The sequence below is a fragment of the Streptomyces sp. NPDC018610 genome, assembly GCF_044391765.1.
Classification (GTDB): Bacteria; Actinomycetota; Actinomycetes; order Streptomycetales; family Streptomycetaceae; genus Streptomyces.
Genome location: NZ_JBISAL010000002.1, coordinates 403,387 through 422,898 on the forward strand (window position 1 = coordinate 403,387; position 19,512 = coordinate 422,898).

The 19,512-nt window shown below is 65.3% G+C and carries 6 protein-coding genes and 2 pseudogenes; 5 read left to right on the forward strand and 3 right to left on the reverse strand.

Annotation, left to right across the window (positions count from 1 at the left end; all coding sequences use genetic code 11):
• The first annotated feature begins 314 nt into the window (after positions 1–314).
• Positions 315–844, forward strand: a pseudogene (locus ACH5A8_RS07180) (DUF6584 family protein).
• A gap of 102 nt (positions 845–946) precedes the next feature.
• A complete protein-coding gene (locus ACH5A8_RS07185; protein WP_398998872.1) occupies positions 947–1,717 on the forward strand; it encodes a transposase in 771 nt (256 codons plus the stop codon).
• Between the two features lie 1,167 nt (positions 1,718–2,884).
• Here ACH5A8_RS07185 and ACH5A8_RS07190 read toward each other — a convergent pair.
• The gene (locus ACH5A8_RS07190) at positions 2,885–9,157 is read right to left on the reverse strand and encodes an RHS repeat domain-containing protein (protein WP_398999774.1); all 6,273 of its coding nucleotides are present in this window, start codon (positions 9,155–9,157) and stop codon (positions 2,885–2,887) included.
• Positions 9,158–9,927: 770 nt separating this feature from the next.
• Here ACH5A8_RS07190 and ACH5A8_RS07195 point away from each other — a divergent pair.
• A complete protein-coding gene (locus ACH5A8_RS07195) occupies positions 9,928–16,092 on the forward strand; it encodes a LamG-like jellyroll fold domain-containing protein (protein ID WP_398998874.1) in 6,165 nt (2,054 codons plus the stop codon).
• Positions 16,093–16,455: 363 nt separating this feature from the next.
• A protein-coding gene (locus tag ACH5A8_RS07200) for an IS5 family transposase (protein ID WP_398998876.1) occupies positions 16,456–17,273 on the forward strand; the annotation gives its coding sequence in 2 pieces (ribosomal slippage) (positions 16,456–16,804 and positions 16,804–17,273; 819 coding nt in all).
• A 219-nt stretch (positions 17,274–17,492) separates the two neighbouring features.
• Here ACH5A8_RS07200 and ACH5A8_RS07205 read toward each other — a convergent pair.
• Together ACH5A8_RS07205 and ACH5A8_RS07210 are read right to left on the reverse strand one after the other, a co-directional pair.
• Positions 17,493–18,455: pseudogene (locus tag ACH5A8_RS07205) on the reverse strand (IS3 family transposase); the annotation flags it as partial.
• On the reverse strand, positions 18,413–18,775 hold the full coding sequence (locus ACH5A8_RS07210) for a transposase (RefSeq protein ID WP_398998878.1): 363 nt from the start codon (positions 18,773–18,775) through the stop codon (positions 18,413–18,415). The pseudogene ACH5A8_RS07205 and the gene ACH5A8_RS07210, both read right to left, overlap by 43 nt.
• A 231-nt stretch (positions 18,776–19,006) precedes the next feature.
• Here ACH5A8_RS07210 and ACH5A8_RS07215 point away from each other — a divergent pair, with 231 nt between their 5' ends.
• Positions 19,007–19,501 (forward strand): Pycsar system effector family protein, encoded by a 495-nt coding sequence (locus tag ACH5A8_RS07215; protein WP_398998880.1) that lies wholly within the window; start codon positions 19,007–19,009, stop codon positions 19,499–19,501.
• Positions 19,502–19,512 lie beyond the last annotated feature (11 nt).

The following is a 19,512-nucleotide window of genomic DNA, read 5'->3' on the forward strand; positions in this document are numbered from 1 at the left end:
CACCGAGTGGCTGTCGTTACACCACTCCAGCGGACGTGACCGCCCGGGGTCGGGCATGTGGTTGTTTGGCTACGACGGGCAAGTCCTCACGGCAGTTGCCACGCTTGCAGCCAACCGCCGCTGGTGGAGACGAACATCATGCGGCTCTCAACGGCGGGTTGTCCGCGGCCTTCTTCGCTCCACCGCGCTAAAGGCTGTCCCGTAAGTGAGGGTGTCCCGTCTCAGTGGGGTTCAGTCGATGCCGTTGAGAGCGAGCAAGTGCTGAGCAACAAACCAGGTCGACGTGGATCAGTGCGGTACCCGATCATGTGTTCATGCCCCTGAGAGAGACCCTTGCCCAAGTCGATGCAGACCTGGCCGCCGGCCGGGTTCCCGTCGCGCGCCAGCGCCTGCGCGGTCTCGTCTCATCCTTCCCGTACGACCTGACGCTCCGCCGGCGTCTGGCCGAGGTGTACCGGCTCTACGGCGATGCCGCCGAGGCCGGACGCTGGATGTACCTCGAAGAGGACCGCAACGCCGACGAGACCGCCGCCTTCGAGGCGCGATACGGGTCTCCCGGGTGGCGGATGAAGGCCCTCGCCTGGCGCGGCCCCGAGGCGATGGCTGCCACCTCCTTCGCAGAGAAGCAGTTGGTCGCAGTGCGGACCGCCTGCGCCGAGGAGGTGGGGCACCCCGTCGACTGGGACGACCCCGCCTCCTACCGGGACGGCCTGGAGGAGAAGTACGAGGAGGCGCCCTCCGAGCCGTGGACGGTCGGCGGTGTGCTGGCGGGCGTCGGCTGCCTGGTGGGGGCCTTGCGTTCCTCGCGATCTGGGTAAATGGAGTCGTTGCCCTCTTCGACTGACCGAGGTCACCAGGGGCCGGTGGGGAGCGCCGCTCAAGGTTCGGTGGGTCGTCGAGAACTGCCGTGAGCGGGACGCCTGGCGACGAGTGCAATGATCTCGCGATGTCTGCTGTGATTACGGCGTCGCAGCCGTCATGGATAGCCCCGTTCACTGGGTTGAGCCCCCGCTGTTTCGGCACGTTGGTGGCACAGCTGCGGCACGAGGGAGCTGACGCGGTCCGCAGAGGTCGGCCGTGGAGCCTGCCACTGGAGGATCGGGTGCTGCTGGTCACGGCGTACTGGCGCACCAACTTGACACTGCGGCAGCTTGCCCCGCTGTTCGGCGTCTCGAAGTCCACAGCTGACCGCATCATCAGCCACCTTGGTCCCCTGCTCGCGCTCAAGCAACGCAGGCGGTTTCGCAAGGCCACCGTGCTCATCGTGGACGGAACCCTGGTCCCCACCCGCGACCACACGGTAGCCGAGCGGTCGAAGAACTACCGCTACTCCACCAACCACCAGGTCGTCATCGACGCTGACACCCGGCGCGTCGTCGTGGTCGGCCGACCGTTGCCCGGCAACCGCAACGACTGCAAGGCGTGGGCACTGTCCGGAGCCAAGGCCGCCGTCGGCCGCATCACCGTGATCGCCGACGGCGGCTACCGGGGCACCGGCCTGGTCATCCCGCACCGCCGCGAGCGCGGGCAGAACGAACTGCCGGCCTGGAAGGAAGAGCACAACACCTTTCACCGCCAGGTCCGCGCCCGTGTTGAGCACGCCTTCGCACGCATGAAGACCTGGAAGATCCTCCGCGACTGCCGCTTGAAGGGCGACGGCGTCCATCACGCGATGAGTGGAATCGCCCGCCTGCACAACCTCGCACTCAGCCGATAGTCGAGCAGAGCGGGCGGTAGCCGATCACGGCCCCGCTGACTCGAAGATCTTTACGGGACAAGCCTTAGATGGCTACCAGCGCCGCACAGCACCCGTCAGGCAAACCGACCCGACATCACCCATTCAAGTTCAGTAGCCGCTGTTATTCCGAAACCGAATAAACCACGACCTCCCCCTGTGTTGTCCCCACGGCGACAAGAGCGGTTCCATCAGGCTGATCAAGCGTGGATATGAATACACCTGACAGCGGAAGATCAATCACCTCACCAGTATGCGCATGCCACGCTCCAATCGCACCACTTGCCCCAGACGCCAAAAGCAACGGAATGCCGCTTGGACAGGCGGTGGCCAACACGTGCACGTCAAAACCGGTCTCCAAGGGATCCCCTACCCGTTTACCCGTTATTGTGTCCCATCGAGAAATCCCACCCCCAACATCGCTCGAGGCAAACAAGCTTCGCCCATCACCCATAGCCAGATGAGAGATACAATTCACCATCGAGGCATGCCCTTTAACCGGAAGGCCGATGAGGGCGCCCGTGGCTGGATCCCATCGCCCCAGGTAACCGGCATCATCCCCGGAGACGATGACACCGTCCGTACCCGATACTGGGATGAATTTCACAGCCCGAACAGACGTGTCGTGTCCCCGCAGTGGCGCACCCATCAATTCCCCGCTCACGAGATCCCAGCGGTAGACGGCGTGATTATGTCCAGCTCCCAGGAGCATCGTACCGCCTCCCGGGCAGGCCACTGCGTCCACACCCCAGATCGTCCAATCGGACGAGTCCAGCAGCCCCTCCAATGGGTCCCCCGTGAGGGCGTTCCAACGCTCGACACCGTCTTCGGTTGACACGGCCAGAATGCGTCGCCCATCCGGCAGCCCTACAAGCACGGCGTCGTTGTAGCCGGGAAGTTCTTCCATGGCAGCCCACAGAGGTGCACCAGTGCCGAGGTCCCACGCTTGAACTACTGGGCCCGCCCCAGTCACCGATACGAGGAGACCCGGCCCAGCCGCGCCCGCCACCACCATCGGACGCACCGCGTATTGGTGCCCCGTATGGATGGTCAACACCTCAATTGCTCTCAGCACGAGCAGTCCTCCTCTGCAATCGCGAACTGACAGACCTTACCGCAAGCCATCACCTTCCTCGCCGGCGATGCCCGTCACTTCTCCTCCCCTTCCTCGGCAGCCGCCATTCCCTGCGAACTTACGAGCCCACCCAGATACTGAGTGACCACACGCATCGCGGCACCTCGCCCCGGCCTGAGTCCGATGGCTCTCCTCGCAGTATTCAGATACTCCTTGTCAACTATTTTTCCCTGCAGCATGCCATTCGTGTTCTCCAACTTCGCAGATTCCTCCTCGTTGAGCCCGATGAACTTCCCGAGAGAACTTGCGCATGTCGAGCTGCATACCCGAGTGGTGACGTACGCATTCCGAACGTTAGTTATTTTTCCGCCCAAGTCTCTTTCTTGCAGGGCTGTATCCTTTCTGTAGGCAGCTGCTGCCACTTCAGCATGCACCCCCTCCGCTTCGGCTCTAACGACGAGTACATCGAGATCTTCGAGCTCTTGCGCAAGTTCGCCCTTAATCTGCGAGGAAGAGATGACCACATACCGGACCCCAAATGGATCCTCCCCTACGGGGTCGTCCGTCTCGACCTGCGCTACAACCAGGGTGAAATCACCATTTGACTTTCCCGCAGTTTTCGCTGCGGCCGTTTCCCGGTAGTCATTTATGTACTTCATGAGAACCTGATAGATCCCCGCAGCCATTCCGATAGGAAGCGCTGCCTTCTTCGCCCCCTGGGAGACCAGGGACACTGAACCTTTTCCGCCGACGCCCGCGCTGCCACGACCGCAGGAACCATGATGGCAATACCCCGTTCCAGGGTTGTCGGGATCAATCGGTCCATCAGTGATAACGCCGCTTGAGCCGCCTACCACGTTCCCCCTCGGGACGCCGATGCCGCACTGGTCCGGGTGGCAGAGGCCCGTGGGGTCGCTGTTCGTGACAGGGTTGTCGGCGGCGTAGGCGTAGCCACCCAAGTCCTGGGGACTACCCGACTCAAGGACAGGGTCAACGCTGATGAAGCGGCCGAGGGTGGGGTCGTACTTACGTGCGCCCACGTCGGTGTACCCGGTGGTGGTGTCTTGCGGTTTGCCGAGGTAGGAGTGGGTCGGGTCTGGCCATGTGGTGGTGTTGGCGCTGTTACGTGGCTGACCGTAGGGGGTGTATTGCTGACGGGCGATCTGCTGGGTGGTGGTGTCCATGGAGATCGTCGCCGTGCCGTGCGGGTCGCTGAAGAGGTATTTCACTCCTCCGCCCGTGAGGCTGGAGCGGACGGCGACGGGGGTGCCTGCGCCGCCGTGGGTGTAGGTGCGGACGGCGCCGAGGAGGGTATTGGGGGTGACGCTTGTGTTGACGACGATTTGTGTGTCGCCGGCGAAGAGGGTGGTTTTGCCGGGGTCGCGGCGGATGAGCTGGTTGCCGTCGGCGTCGTAAAGGTACTTGGTGCTTGTGGGGCTGGCGCCGGCCGTGTCAACCTGGGCCAGGTGGCTCTCATCGTCCCAGGTGAGGGTTTGGTCCGGGCCGGTGACCGGAGTGCGGGTGTGGAGGTTGCCGTCTTCGTCGTAGGTGAAGCTGGTGGGGTTGGCGCCGCCGCTGGTGGCGGTCAGGGTGTGAGGCTGAGTTCCGGTGGTGTTGCAGTTGGCGGTGCAGCCGTTGGTGTAGGTGGTGGTGGAGGTGGTGCCGGTGCCGCCGATGGCGTGGTCGATGCTCTGGTGGCGGTTGCCGATGGCGTCGTAGCTGAAGGTCTGCCAGTAGGAGCCGGCTGTCGTGGTGAGGCTGCTGGCCGTGGGCGGGTTGGCGGTGCAGTTGTCGTTGGCGGTCCAGGCGTCGGCGAGCCGGTTCAGGCTGTCGTAGCTGTAGCACTGCTGGTCGGTGATGGTGTTGCCGGTCTCGGACTGCCGGTCGGTGGCGGAGATCGGGTTGCCGGAGTCGTCGTACTTGTATGTGGTGTCGTCTACGGTCGGTCCGGGTGCCTGAGTGCGTGCGATGGTGCGTTCTTGCAGCCGGAGGGTTTGGTCGTCGTAGTTGTAGGTGATGGTGGCGGGGTTGGTGGATGCGCCGAGTGTGACCCGGGACGGTTGCGCGTAGTTCGTGTACGTGGTTGCGGCGACGTAAATGTTGGCGCTGCTGCTGGTTTTCGTCGGGGCGCCTAGTGTGTCGTGGCCGTAGGTGATGGTCTCGTTTGACAGTCCTTGGGTGCGGGGGTCGGTTTGTGTGGCGAGCAGTTGGTCGTTGATGGTGTAGGTGTACGTCGTGGTGTAGGTCGACGGCAGTGGTGCCTCGGAGCTGGGCAGGGTGATCTTTGTGCCGGTGGGGTTGCCGAGGACGGTGTAGCCGGTGGTGGCGACGGTGTAGCCGCCGGTGGTTCCTTGGACGTAGCGGGTCGATGAGGTCGGCAGGCCGATGCGCAGGGTGTCGTAGGTCCAGGAGGCGAACTGGAAGTTGGTTTTCGCCTTGTCGGTGCCGGTGAGTTTGCGGCCCAGGAGGTCGTAGGTGTAGTCGAGTTCGACCTGCTTGGCGTCGGTGGTGGAGGTCAGGTTGCCGGCGTCGTCGTATCCGTATGTGCTCTTGCCTGCGTCTGGGTCGTTCTGGGACGTCTTACGTCCGAGCAGGTCGTAGTCGAACGTCCATGCGGCCTTGTCGGGGCCGGTGACCTGGTGCTGCTGGCCCGCGGGGGTGTAGGCGTAGGTGGTGCGTGAGGGAGTTCCGCCGGTGGCGGTGAAGCCGGTCGCTGCCGTGCCGGACAGGACGGGGGCGGCCGTGTACTGGTCGAGTTCGGTGGTCTGGCCTCGGGCGTCGACCACTGTGGTTGTCGGCACGCTGCCCTTGGGGGGCAGCACGGTGATCTTGTCTCCGGTGTAGGCGGTTTTGGTGGTCCAGGTCTTGGAGCCGTTGTGCTCCTCAGTGACCAGGTCGGCGCGGCCCATTGCGTCGTGGTCGGTGACGGTGCTGTCGGGGATGGTGACCTGGGAGACCTGGAACGGAACGCTGCTGAGACCGCTTGCGAGCGCGTAGCCGTTGTTGGTGACTACCGTCCATCCGTGCGAGTCGTATTGGGTGTCGCTGACCGTCGTGGTCGAGTTCTCCGACATCGCCTGCGTCTGCAGGGGGCGGAGCATGGCGTCGTACAGCGTCTGGCTGGCCTTGTAGCTGCCGTCGTCCAGAAGTGTTTTCGTGGTGACGATCGACGGTGTGGTCTGCGTCAGGCTGTACGTGTAGGTCATGTTCGCCGGCGCGCCGTTGGCTTTTATCTCGTTGGGCAGCCACACGTTCGTCAGGCGGCCGAGCGCGTCGTAGGTGAATGAGGTGAGCAGTCCGGCCGCGCTTGTCTTGGCGGTGGCCTGGGCGCGGGCCGGGTCCAGGGTGCTGCTGGTGACCTGGCAGTCCTTGGAGCTCGTTGTGCTTGTTGTGCAGGTGGCCCCGGGGGTGACCTGTGTCGCGGTGGTCAGGCTGGTCGGCAGCGCTCCGGTGGCAGGGGTGTATGCGGTGGCGACGGTCTGGGCGAGGCTGGTGCCGTTGGGGGCGGTGGAATGCGGCGTTCGTGTGGTGAGGACGGCGCGGCCGTAGCTGTCGTACGTGTTCGCTGCTGCGTCGATGAACGCTGTGGCTGCGGCGCCGTTGGCTGCGGATGCCTTCTGCACCAGCGTGGCGTCCCCGATCTTCGGCAGCGCCGGGTTTTGCCGGCCGTCGCCGTCGTAGCCGAAGGCGGTGTTGTCGTAGGAGGTACGAACGTCGGAGATCAGGGTGCCGCTGGGGGCCGCTGCGGCGGTGGAGCAGTCCTGGTCGGTGGTGACGACTTCAGCGGGCAGGACCAGCGTTGCGATACCGCCGGTGAGGTAGCGGGTGTAGGTGCACTTGGTGGTGTTGCTGCTGTCGGCCGTCTCTCCGCGGTCGTCGACCTGAACCGGCATGCCGGTGGTCGGCTTGCCAAGAGCGGTGTTGTAGAAGGTGTCGGTCTCGGTCTTGCGCCAGCCGTAAGAGACTGCCTGTCGGCTGAGGCTCTTGGCCGTACGCACCATTTGGGCTGTGAGGGCCAGCAGTCCGCTGCGTGACCGGGAGGCGGTAGGACCGATGATCGTGGGTACGGTGACGTCCGCCTTGTTCAGGTCGCCGGTGGCGCTGGTGTAGGTGTCGGTCTCGAAGACCTGCCCTGCCAGTGCGTCGTCGTCCGCCACGCTGACGGTGCCGTCCTGGCTGGTCAGTGATGGCACTGAGCGGGTTTTGCCGCCGGGCAGGGTGTCGCCGTTCATGCCCAGGAAGTAATGGGTCTTCGTCAGGGTCTTCTGGTCGTGGACGATGACTCCGTCGGTCTTGTGGAATACCGTCGGGTCGCCGGTGGTGACGTCCACCTCGGGGTAGCCCCGGAACTGGCCCCAGGTTCGGTTCTTGGCCTTGACGACTTCGTTGTCGTCGTAGTGCCAGCCGGGGTTGCCCTTGTAGGTGTAGTCCGTCTCCAGTTCCGGCTCGGTGCCGTCCTGGTAGGAGTTGCTCGGGTCAAGAGTGACGACCGAGGTGACCTTGTACTTGTAGAACCAGTCCATCCACGGCGCCGGCTGGCCGTAAGGCGTCCAGTACACCGGGAAGCAGGACAAGGTATTGGTCGACGCGAAACTGCGCGCGGCGGCGTCGGTCGGGTCGTCCGGGTCGCTCGCCGGGGCGCTGGAGCAATCCGGACGATCGTAGGTGACGGTGGTCTCGGCCCCGCTCTCGCTGGTGACCGTCTGGATACGGCTGTGGTACATCAGCGGCATCTGCGGGATGGTCCCCACCCGGTTGGGTAGCTGCACTGGCGGATCGAAACTCACCGCCGGAGTCGAGGTGCTGGCCGACGCGCCACCCAGGGTATCGAGGCCCGTGTGCTGGATGGAGTCCAGCCACAGCGTGGGGGCATGGTCTCCCCCATCGGGGAAGGACTGGATGAAGTCGTACTTGTCGACCTGCTTCGTTGCGCCGGCGACCTGGATCTGAGTGGTGATCGATTTCAGGAGGATGCGTGACCAGAAGCTCGGACTGTGGTTCGTGCAACTCCCGCCAGAGGTGCAGTTGAGGTCGATGGGCACGTCGGGCCAGTAGGCCGCGTTCGCCGCCGTGAACTGGCTGTCCGAGCACGTGTTGCCCGTGGGAGTACCGGGGATGCAGCGTTCGTCGGTGCCGAAGAGGATCTGCTCGGGCGCGGTGGCGGAGTAGATGGTCGAGGCGGTCATGCCGTAGTCGATGCGCGAGAGGGTACCGCCGCGGGTGTAGGCCACCGCGGTGTCCTTCTTGGCCGCCCCGTAGTAGCCGACCTCCGGCTTGTAGTACCAGGCGGTGGCGTTGCCGTGAGTGTCTACCGCGTAGTCCAGGTTGAACCGGTATCCCAGGGTGCAGGCGGTCGCGGCGAAGTCCGTGCTGTCCGGGCAGGCGGCCACCCCGCTGTGTGCGTGGTAGACCGGCTCGGTCCACACGGACTTCGTTTCCTCTTTGCCACTGGTCCAGCCTGGGAGCTGGTTGAGGCCGAAGTAGTACTGGTCACCGCCCTCGGTGACCTTGAAGTACTCGCCGTTCTTTGCGTCGTTCTTCCCGCCGGTCAGATCCTCGATTTTGGTGGTGGACTGGTCATTGGCGGGGCGGAAGGTCTTGGTGGAGTCGTCGTAGACGATGTCGGTGGAGGTGCCGTTCAGTGACAGGGTGAGGATCTGTCCCGCCCAGCACTGGTCTCCGTCGTCCTTGGGAGCGCCGGACGAGGCGTCGTCGCTGCAAGACTTGTAGGTGCGTTCGATGTAGTTCTCGGTCGAGGTCCAGCCATCACCGAGCCACGATGACTGGTTGTTCGTTCCCTCGGTACGCGCGTCCTGGCTGCTGGAGTCGTAGGACAGACTGACCTGGGGTGCTGCCCCGCCGATCGCCTGTGGCACCGTGATCGGGTAGTTGTAGGTGAACGAGCCGGTGTTTCCGGAGACGGACCATGAGCCGCCCGGTGACAGGCTCGTCGCCGAGTAGTCGCCGGACGATCCGGCCGTTCCTGAGGTCGCGGCCATGACGACCATCGGGCCGGCCGCCTTGGCAGCCGCTGCTGTGCGTGAAGGAGCGGCAGCGCCCGACACGCCAGTGGACGCGGCCGGCACGGCGACCTGGGCCGACAGCACCGCGCCGGGGGTTGTGCGCACACGAGTCTGCGTCTGGCATTTCGCCAGGTTCGGGGTTGTCATGGCGCAAGCGGGCAGTTGCACCAGGTGCAGGCGTGAGGCGAAGTCACCGCCGAAGGCGTAGCGGAACGACGAGTCGTCTACCTGCAGGGTAACGTTCCCGCTGCCAGGGCCGATGCGCTGGAGGGCGAACAAGACGCCGTGGACGCCCGCTGCCTGCGCGGCCTTTTGATCGAGCATCGTCACGCGTACCTGTTGGGGCTGGGTGACGGCGGCCGAATTGGACCTCGCTGCCGCGCCAGCACCCAACAGAATCGGGATATTCCCAGCTCTGACCTGGGGCGCCCTGACGCCCTTGGCAAGGGAGGCACCAGCCGTGGGCAAGCTCACCACAGCGCTGCCCGGTGCAGGAAGCCTTGTGTGCCCGGTGGGGTCGAAGTGCTTGAAGGGTTTGGGCGGGGAATGCCGCCTGAGGGGGGCGTGAGTGAAGGGTATCGGCTTGTCGTGTGGAGCGGTCAGCGCTGACGCATGCCCCTTGGCATCAGTAGCCGCAGCGGCCAGGCCGACGGGCAGCAGGGCCGCCACCAAGGCAGTAACCGTCACGACTGCTGTGCGACGAATGCTATGAGCTGCCCAGGCCGCTCCGCCGCGCCGACGCACCGATATCCACGACATGGTGTGCGTTCCCCTCCGAGGTTGCCAAAGCACCCAAAGAGCCCGACATGTGGGCAATGTGAATGCGCGTCAGAGCGGAAGCACCGGACCTCCCCCGCAGTCGATCACGCTAGGTGCTGAAGTCGACACAACTTGCAAAGTATCTCCACAGGGAGTGCAAAAGAATCGTCTGCCGCAGGACCCAAGACGGATTACACCCGTCAACAACGGACAGCTATGGGGTAGTTAGCGTTGGGTCCTCCATGGACCTTGCATATACCTGGCGTTCAGAATGCACAGCGGCGCGGGGCCCGTACGGGGGGACCGCCTGAGACCTGCGAAGGATCCCAACCGCGATGTCCGCCTTCCGCGCACCCATACGTGCGTCCAGACGCCCTGCCGCAAGGCCGATTGCCGTCGCTGTCGTCACAGCACTGGCTGCGGCAACGCTGACAACCACTGTGCCCGCCCATGCGGCATCCGGTGATTCAGCGCAGACAACCGACTCCGACTCACAGAAGACTGAGACCCAGAAGACCACCAGGCTCCTCAACCCCACCGAGTCGGCATCCGCGCAGGCGGAGGCGACCGGCAAGCCCGTAACGGTCGACCAGCTCACCGACACCGGGACGCTGGTCGTCGCCAATCCGGACGGCACCTTCACGCGCACCGACTCCTCGATGCCTCAGCGCGTGCAACAGCAGGGCAAGTGGGTCCCCATCGACACCGCACTGGTGCAGCAGTCAGACGGCACCTGGGCGCCGAAGGCCGCTGTCACCCCCATCGCCTTCACCGATGGCGGCACCGACCCCATGGTCACCATGAGCAGTGGACCGGACAAGCTGAGCTTCTCCTGGCCGGATGCGCTACCCAGGCCGGTGATCTCCGGCGACACCGCCACCTACCCTGAGGTGCTGGCCGGGGTCGATCTGCAACTGACCGCCGACGCCTCCGGATACTCCTCGATCCTGGTGGTCAAAACGCCTAAGGCGGCTGCCAACCCGCGGTTGCGGCATCTTGCGCTCAATACCTCCTCCAGCAACCTCAAGCTTTCGGCCACCAAGGGTGGCGGTACGCGAGCCACCGACAAGCGTAGCGGCAAGACCGTGTTCCACAGCGACACCGCTCTGATGTGGGACAGCGCCGGCCACAGAGCCAGCGCCGCTCCCCTGGCCCGTAGCGCGACCGCCTCCTCCACCCGTGCCGAGCACAAGGCGGCGGCCCAGGTCGGCAAGCACCGAGCACAGGTCCAGGTGAGTCTCCGGAACGGACGACAGCTGCTCGACCTGGACCAGAGGCTGCTCACCGCCAAGACCACCACATACCCGGTCTACGTCGACCCGGAGTGGAGCGGCAGGCCCTCCCAGCTGGACTGGGCCCGCATCTCCGACAACGGATGGAACGTCTACAACTCGACGTCCACGTCAGGGGCGACCAATGCCCGGGAAGGGTGGGACAACTCCTCCCCGGGCAACGGCGAACGGGCGCGCACTTACTATCAGATGAACACCAGCGGCATCAAAGGTGCGGTGGTCAGTCATGCCTCGCTGTACGTGAAACAGCTCTCCGCCGCATCGTGCTCCGACACCCCCGCCGCCGTCTACGGCACAAACCGTCCCGCTGGATGGAACTCGTCCTCGCTCTACTGGGGCCACGAGCCCGGTGGACGCACCGCCTCGCTCGGCACCAACCCGAAGAGCCACGAAGCCGGCACTTGCCCGGTCACCAACGGCTCCAACTCCTGGGTCAGCCCACCGTCACTCGAGTTCGACGTAACCTCACGCGCGCAGAGCGCGGCGGCCGGCGGCTGGAGCAGCATGACGCTGATGGTCCAGTCGCCCGACATGAACGACGCCACCCAGTGGAAGCAGCTGGCCTTTGGCGGTGGTGCCACCATGTCAGTCACCTACAGCTTCCGTCCCAAACTGAAGAACGGCACCGGCAGCCCCGTCATCAAGCCGTCCATCGTGAGCATGGGCAACACGATGACCACCACCAGTACCCCTACGCTTTCCGCGCGGGCGGTCGACCCCGACCTGGCGGGCGGTAGCGAACGGGTGCGCGTCGACTACAACGTCTTCAACTCCTCCGGCACTCTGGTCGGCCAGGGTTTCGGTCCCAACCTCGACTCCAAGAAGCACGCCAGGTACAACACCAACGGCAGCGACTGGACCACGCCGAAGCTGCCCGACGGGAAGTACACGTGGAAGGCGACCGCGCAGAACGAGGCCGGCTACTGGGTCGGATCTGGCTCGGGTATCTGGACCAAGACACAGTCGTTCACGGTGGACACCAGCGCGCCGCCGGCCCCCACCGTCACCTCCAGTCAGTTCCCCTCCAAGCAGATCGGCTCCGCCTTCGACGACAAGGGCACCTTCGTCCTGGGCAACAACCGCACCAACAACATCACCGGCTACCTGTTCTCCCTTGACGCCACCCTCGGCAACACGGTGTACAGCAGCAGTGGTGTCACCCCTTGGAAGAGCGGCACGACGATCGTGCCGGGCCACGTGTACTACGCCACTTCCGACAACGGTCCCGGCACCGGCGCATCGGTCATCAACGGCAGCGCCTCCCCGACCTTCGCGCCCGGCGTCGCCGGGCCGCACACGCTGTACGTCAAGTCGGTGGACCAAGCGGGATCCACATCCATCACGCAGACGGCCTACGTGTTCTACGCAGGCACCAGCACCCCGGTCTACGCCTACGGCGACAAATTCATCAGCGGCTGGACCACGACCAATGCAGACGGCACGACCATCACCGTGCCGAAGGCGACGACCACCAGCAAAGGCGGCCAGCTGATCAGCCAGGCCGCCGGCAGCGGATACGAATTCGCCGACGGCTACCAGGCCATGCTCAACAACAAGAGCACCACCTCCAAGGTCGTCAGCGGTGACACCGTCACCTTCAACTTCTACATCCCCAAGGACGGACCCTGGAGCTTCGGGGCCAATCTCACCAAGGCCAAGGACTACGGCATCTACCGGCTGACCCTGGACGCCGGCCAGAGCAACCAGTCCACTATGATCAGCGGCTTCGACGCTTACAACTCCTACGTCACCACCCAGTTCCTCAACCTGGGCATCCCCAAGGACTCAAGCGGGCAGCTGCTCGTCCTCAGGCAGGGTGTACACACCCTCACGCTCACCCTGACCGGCAAGAACCCGCGCTCCACGGGCTACCAGGCCGGCCTCGACGTCCTGCGTCTGGCGCCGGCGCTGACCTGTGCGATCAACGCCACCAGCAGCTGCCTGAACAACACAGCCACCAGCACCTTCACCACCACGACCAGCCCGGCCGACGCCGACGGGTCCGGCAACAGCATCAACTCCACCGACTTGACGAGCACGGCCGGCTGGCAGAGCAACAAAACGGTGACGGTGGACGGCGCCACGATCGCACTGCCGAAGTTCGGCACCGGCACCTACGACAACATGCTGGCCTCCGGCCAGACCATCACCCTACCCACCAGCGGCGTGGCCAACACCGGCGGCGCGCTGGTCTTCCTGGCCTTCGCAACCGGTGGCGCCGCCAAGGACGCCGCCGGAACCATCACCTACGCCAAAGACAACTGCCGGGATGCCAGCGGCGCCCCCTCCAGCCAGGACTATCAGCTGGACACCGTCCCGGACTGGCTGGCCGGATCTCCCTCTGCCGCCTCGCTCACCCTCGCCCATCAGAATCACAGCAACAACACGCAAACCAGTTCCAGTTCCGGTCCGAAGATCTACGTGATCAGCGTCCCGCTGGAATGCCCCGGCTCAGTCATCAGCAGCATCTCACTGCCGCTGTTCACCAATGGGGTCCAGGCCGGCCAGCCTGCCCTACACATCCTCGGACTGGGCTTGCGGCAGCTCTCCGTCACCGGCAGCGGCTCAAGCGCCCGGCACTGGGTCGGCACATGGGCCTCGGTGCCGGACACCGCCAAGGTTCAGCTGTCCAGCGGCAGCACCGCCACCGTCAACGGGCAGACGCTGCGGATCCCGGCCCACGTCAGCATCGGCACAGACGACGGCAACGCAGTACGCCTGCACCTGTCCAACGCCATGGGTACGACGCCGGTGACCTTCGATGCGGCATCCGTCGCACCGCAGGACGCCACCGCGGGCGGAGCCAACGCGGCGGCGACACCGGCACCGGTGACCTTCGGCAACTCGGCCTCCGTCACCATCCCGGCCGGCGGAGATGTCACCAGCGACCCAGTCACCGTTGCCGTCCCACAGCAGGCGACCCTTCTGGTCAGCCTGCAGGTTCACGGCTCGGTGTCCGCCATGCCGGGTCACGCCGCAGCCCAGACCCCTGTCTGGGTCAGTGACGCCGCCAACCGCACCGGCGACGCCACCGCGGGCAAGTACACGCAGACCACCTACACCGGCCTGCCGTACCTAACCGGCATCGACGTCACCACCCCCACCACCGCGCCCACCGGCTCGCTGGTCCTCTACGGCGATCAGAGCGTCAACGGGGACACCGCCGACAATGACGGCCAGCACCATCTCAGCGACGCCATCTCCAGCGCCCTGGTAGGCGATGCCAACGGCGACGACTCAGTGGACTACGGCGTCCTCAACGCCGGCACCAACAGCGTCAGCCTGAGCAACAATCTGCTGCCGCAGATCACCAACAGCGCCACCCCGCTCAACGCGATCAACCCGCTGGACCGGAACGTGCTGTCCCAAGGCAACGTACGCACCGTTCTCATCTCCACAGGCGCCGCCGACCTGCTCAACTGCACCAGCGACGCCAACACCTGCGCCACAAAGGTCGAGGCCGGCCTGGCATCGCTCAGCAGCCAGATCAGTGCCTACGGCACCGACGACGGCCTGTCGAATGACATGTACGGCCGCCCCATCACCGAGAACGCCAACATCACCGTCTACTTCGCGACCATCCCGCCGTTCACCACCGCACATCCGGGCACGGCCGCACAGGAATCGGCACGTCAGCAGGTGAACGGCTACCTGCTCGGCAACAACGCAGGCCAAGTCATCGACTTCGCCTCGGCGGTCTCCACGGACGGTACGGCGACGTCCTCGACCGTGAAGGCAGCCGACCTCTCCAGCGGCAAACCGTCCAACGCCTACTACGCCGACCTCGCCGCGCGGTACCTCAATGACACGGACACCGGCGTCGTCAGTATCAGCCCCAACCTGCTCGTCCCGCTCGCCACGGACAGCGACACCCCCGAGGACGAGTGGCAGTTGGACGCCGACGGCTCCGACGGAAACGGAGACAATCCGTTCACTGCGCTCGGCGGTGCGACCTTCACCTCCGACGGTCCCGAGGCGCTCAATGCCGGCGCCGGTGCCGCGTCCTTCGACGGCACCAGCGGATTTCTGGAGAGCGACCACACCGCCGTCAACACCTCGAGCGATTACACCATCTCCGCCTGGGTGAAGATCAACTCGTCGGTGGACGCCACCGCGATCTGCCAAGGCATCAGCCAGCACCAGGCGTTCTACATCGGCTACGACAGCGCCAACAAGGGCTGGATGTTCCAGACCACCACCTCCAACGACGCCGACGCCCAGTTCCCCACCGCGGAAGGCGACAACAGCACCGGCGCCATTGGCACCTGGACCCACCTCCTCGTCACCTACACGGCTCCCGTCGACGGAGACTCCAGCACGGGCGTGATGTCGCTCTACCAGAACGGCACCCTGATGGGAACCGACACCAACCTCACCCCGCAATACGACTCCTCCATGCCACTGACCATCGGCGGCTGCGTCACCGACACCGACGCCACCTCCCCGTACGCCGCCTTCCCCGGTTCCGTGGCCGACGTCCACGTCTACCCCTACGCGATGCAGGCCGACCAGGCCAGCGCCGACAGCGTGATCGTCCCCTCCGGCTGGGACCACGGCATGCCCGAAGACGAGTGGAAGCTCGCCACCGACGGCACCGACACCACCATCCTCAACCCGCTCACCACTAACGGCAGCAGCACCTTCAGTTCCGACGCGCCGAACGGAATGGCCGGCAGCGTCGCCTTCGACGGCAGCACCGGCTTCCTCAAGAGCAAGCAGAGCGCGATCAACACCCTCGGCGACTACACCGTCTCGGCGTGGGTGAAGATCAACTCAGCCCTCGGCACCACGGCCCTCTGCCAAGGCACCACGCAGCATCAAGCCTTCTACCTCTCCTACGACAAGCCCAGCCAAGCCTGGATGTTCCAGACCACGACCACCAACGACGAGAACTCCGACTTCCCCACCGCGGAAGGCGACACCAACACCGCACCAATCGGCACCTGGACCCACCTCGTAGCCACCTACCGGGCACCCGTCGCCGGAGACTCCAGCACCGGAGTCATGGCCCTCTACCAAAACGGCACCCTCATGGGAACCGACACCAACCGCAGCCCCCAGTACGACTCCTCCCTCCCCCTGACAATCGGCGGCTGCATCAACAGCGCCTCGGCCACAACCCCGTACCTGGCCTTCCCCGGCTCCGTGGCCGACGTCCACCTCTACCCGCGAACCCTGAATGCCACCGAGGTCAGCGCACTGCGCTGACCCCACCATCCACAGCGGGCCCCGTCACTCCCACCGAGAGTGACGGGGCCCGCCCACGCCTGCCAACCGGATGCTCTGCGCGTACCGAGACCACTCGGGACTGTAAATCGTTCGGTGTAACTCCCGATCATGGAGAATGCGTCGATGACCAGTAAGAACGCATGCCCTGGCCCTGATGCGCCGGGCCCGCACACACGCCTCACCTCCGCGGCAGCTGTCGTTCGACGCCGCCTGGCAGCAGTCCCGAGTGCAACACCATCCGGGCGACTCCCACTATCTCTTGCACGGCCACGGTGACCGCCCATGAGTCCGCCGGTTGCCCTAAGACCGTGTCCTATGTGGTGAGGCTTCGTTGACCTCGGTATGGGGCGGGGTACATGGAGTTGGATTGTTCCGGACGGACTGTGGGAGATCGCGAAGCCGCTGATCCCACCGTCGAAGGTGCGGCCGCAGGGCGGCGGAACGCAGGACACACCTGATGAGACGCTGTTCGCGGCAATCATCTACGTGCTGGTCAGCGGCTGCGCCTGGCGGGCTCTGCCGCCTTGCTTCAGCATATCGAAGTCGACCGCCCACCGCCGGTTCCTGATCTGGTCGAGAGCCGGCGTCTGGGGGCGGCTGCACGAAGCCGTGCTGCACCGGCTCGACGACGCCGGCCTCATCGACGTCACCCGCGTCGTCCTCGACACCGCCCACGTCCGCGCTAAAAAAGGGGCGAACTCACAGGCCCGAGCCCCGTGGACCGGGGCAAGCCGGGTTCCAAGATGCACGTCCTGTCGGACGCGAACGGACTGCCCCTCCTCGTCGGCGTCTCGGCCGGCAACACCCACGACAGCGAAGGGCTGGAGCCCATGATCGAGGGTCACCAAACGAGACACGACCCCCACCGCGGCCGCCACTTCAAACCCCAGCGCCTTCACGCGGACAAAGCCTACGACCGAGTCGACCTGCGCAAATGGTTACGTGGCAAACGCATCGGAGTACGGATCGCCCGCAAAGGCATCGAGTCCAGCGAACGATTGGGCCGGCGCCGCTGGATCATCGAGCGGACGATGTCCTGGCTGTCCGGCTACCGACGTCTGAGCCCTCGCTACGAGCGCGATCCCCGTAACTACCTGGCCTTTCTCGGCCTCGCCGCCGCCCTCTGCTGCTACAAGCGACTTGTCCGCCTCACCACATAGGACACGGTCTAAAACACTCTGCGGGGCGTCGCCGACTCACTGACGTTCCTAACATGCGGGCGTCGCGACCACGGCGGGTGGGCCACCCGTTGAGCAAAAGAGGGCCATGGAGCGGGAGCGGTAAACGACCCGAGGGATCAGACTCCAATGAGTGCTCCGGGCCGCTACAGGGTTCCCCTCCGGCTGTCTGAGGTTCCCCCGCTGTGCGGGAGGTGCTGACTAGCTGGTCAGGGCGGTTTTGCGGGGTTTCAGGTTCACTGGTTCGGCCTCTGCCTGGCTGGCGCAGTGCTTCTCTGTGAACTCGATGGGACTGAGGTAGCCGAGGCGTTTCTGGATGCGGCGGGGGTTGTAGAACCCGTCGATGTACTCGAAGATCGCCAGGTTGGCTTCAGCTCGGGTGGCGAAGACGCGGCCGCGGATGCACTCACTTTTGAGGATGGTCCACAGGTTCTCGGCGAGCGCGTTGTCGTAGGAGTCGCCGACCGAGCCCATCGACGCGTGAACACCAGCTCTCACCAGGCGAGTTGTGAGCTTGATGGACGTGTATTGGCAGCCGTGGTCGGCGTGATGGATCAGTTCGCCTGGGGCGACCTCACGGCTGGCCAGGGCATACTCGAGCGTGGTGAGGACCAGGTCGGTGTCCGCGTGGGCGGAGGTTTCCCAAGCCACGCCCCGGCGGGAGAAGGCGTCGCGGATCGCGGAGAGCCACAGTGGTCCCTCCAGGGTGGGGATGTGAGTGAGGTCGGTGACCCACAGCCGGTTCGGCCCGGTCGCGGTGAAGTCGCGTTGCACCAGGTCAGGGGCGAGGTCGGCGTCCGGGTCGCGGCGGGTGAAGCCCTTGCCCGTGCGGCGTGGGCTGATGCCGGCGAGGCCGGCTTCGCGCATGAGCCGCTCGACTCGTTTGCGGCCGATGTGGACGCCGTCGCGTTTGAGGACGGCGTGCACGCGTGGTGAGCCGTAGATCCCGCCGGAGTCCTCGTGGACCTGCCGGATCTGCTCGGTCAGCTCCGCGTCCTTACGTTTCCGCTCGCACGGCTCCGTCTCGGCCTGGCGCCAGCGGTAGTAGGTGGAGGTGGGGATGTGCAGTTCCCGCAGGACGCACTCGACTCCCAGGTGTGGGTGCTCGTCAAGGAGCCCCGTCACCTGGGCCGGGTCGGGTCGAGTTGCGCCGCGAAAAACGCCGAGGCCGTCCGCAGAACTTCGTTCGAGCGCTTGAGCTGCGCGTTCTCCTTGCGCAGCGCGGCGAGCTCGGCGCGTTCGTCGGTGGTCAGCCGGTCGTCACGCTCGCCGGCGTCAGCCTCGGCCTGGCGGATCCAACCACGCAGGGCCTCGTGATGCACGCCGAGTTCCTCGGCCATACAGCGGATGACGGGCTTGGGCTCGGCGGCGCGGTACATCCGAACCGCACGCTCACGCAACTCCAGCGGGTACTTCCTGGGGGCAGGCGTCGTCAGATCTCCTCTCACGAGATCAATCTGACCTACTGTCACCCCTCCTCGCATCTCGGGGGAACCTCAGTCCGGAGGCCGGGTGGTCACTCATGGCTGGCGGAATTCCGAGTCCATCGCCCGGCGGAAGCTCTGATCTTCCGGCCCACCTCGCGTACCGGGATCGCCCGCTTCGCCGCGTGTTCAGGCCAAGATGTCCGCCGTACGTTTTAGGACGGTCATGCCTGCACAGCCTTCAGCGCAGCGCCAGTGAGTGCTACTCGCTGCACCCGGGGGGATGCCACCGTGCCGACTGAGCCGACCGAAACAGCGTGGAAGATCCAGTTGGCCGTCGCGGATGCAACGGCCAAGGCGGATTCGAAAGCCGCGCTCGCCTTGACCCTGCAGTCCACCACGCTGGCCGTACTGAGCCTGCTGGCGAGTTCCCGGCGGGCGATAGGCGGGTTCGAGTCCGCCGCGTCGCAGGCGCTGTTGTGGATCGGCATCGTGCTCATCATGGCGGGTGCCTGTTGTGCCGCATGGGCAGTTTCTCCCCGGCTCGGCAAGGAGCGGCGAGGGCCAGAACCGGATGGCGACTTCCTGTACTTCGGACACCTGCGGCTCATGGAACCCGCCGTACTGGAGAGCGCGCTGCGGAACACAGACCCATTGCCTTCGCTTACCCGGCAGGTGGTGGTGATGAGTGAGATCGCCTGGGCTAAACACCGCCGGGTGCAATGTTCTCTCGTCCTGGCAGTCGCGGGCTGCGGCTGCTTCGCCGTGGCCACCGTCTTCGCGTGAGGGCGAGGAGG

Excerpts from the sequence above, each read along its gene's own strand:
- ACH5A8_RS07210 (WP_398998878.1), bottom strand. The coding sequence starts at position 18,775 with ATGCGAGGAGGGGTGACAGTAGGTCAGATTGATCTCGTGAGAGGAGAT.
- ACH5A8_RS07190 (WP_398999774.1), bottom strand. The coding sequence starts at position 9,157 with ATGCTCGATCAAAAGGCCGCGCAGGCAGCGGGCGTCCACGGCGTCTTG.
- ACH5A8_RS07185 (WP_398998872.1), top strand. The coding sequence starts at position 947 with ATGTCTGCTGTGATTACGGCGTCGCAGCCGTCATGGATAGCCCCGTTC.
- ACH5A8_RS07195 (WP_398998874.1), top strand. The coding sequence starts at position 9,928 with ATGTCCGCCTTCCGCGCACCCATACGTGCGTCCAGACGCCCTGCCGCA.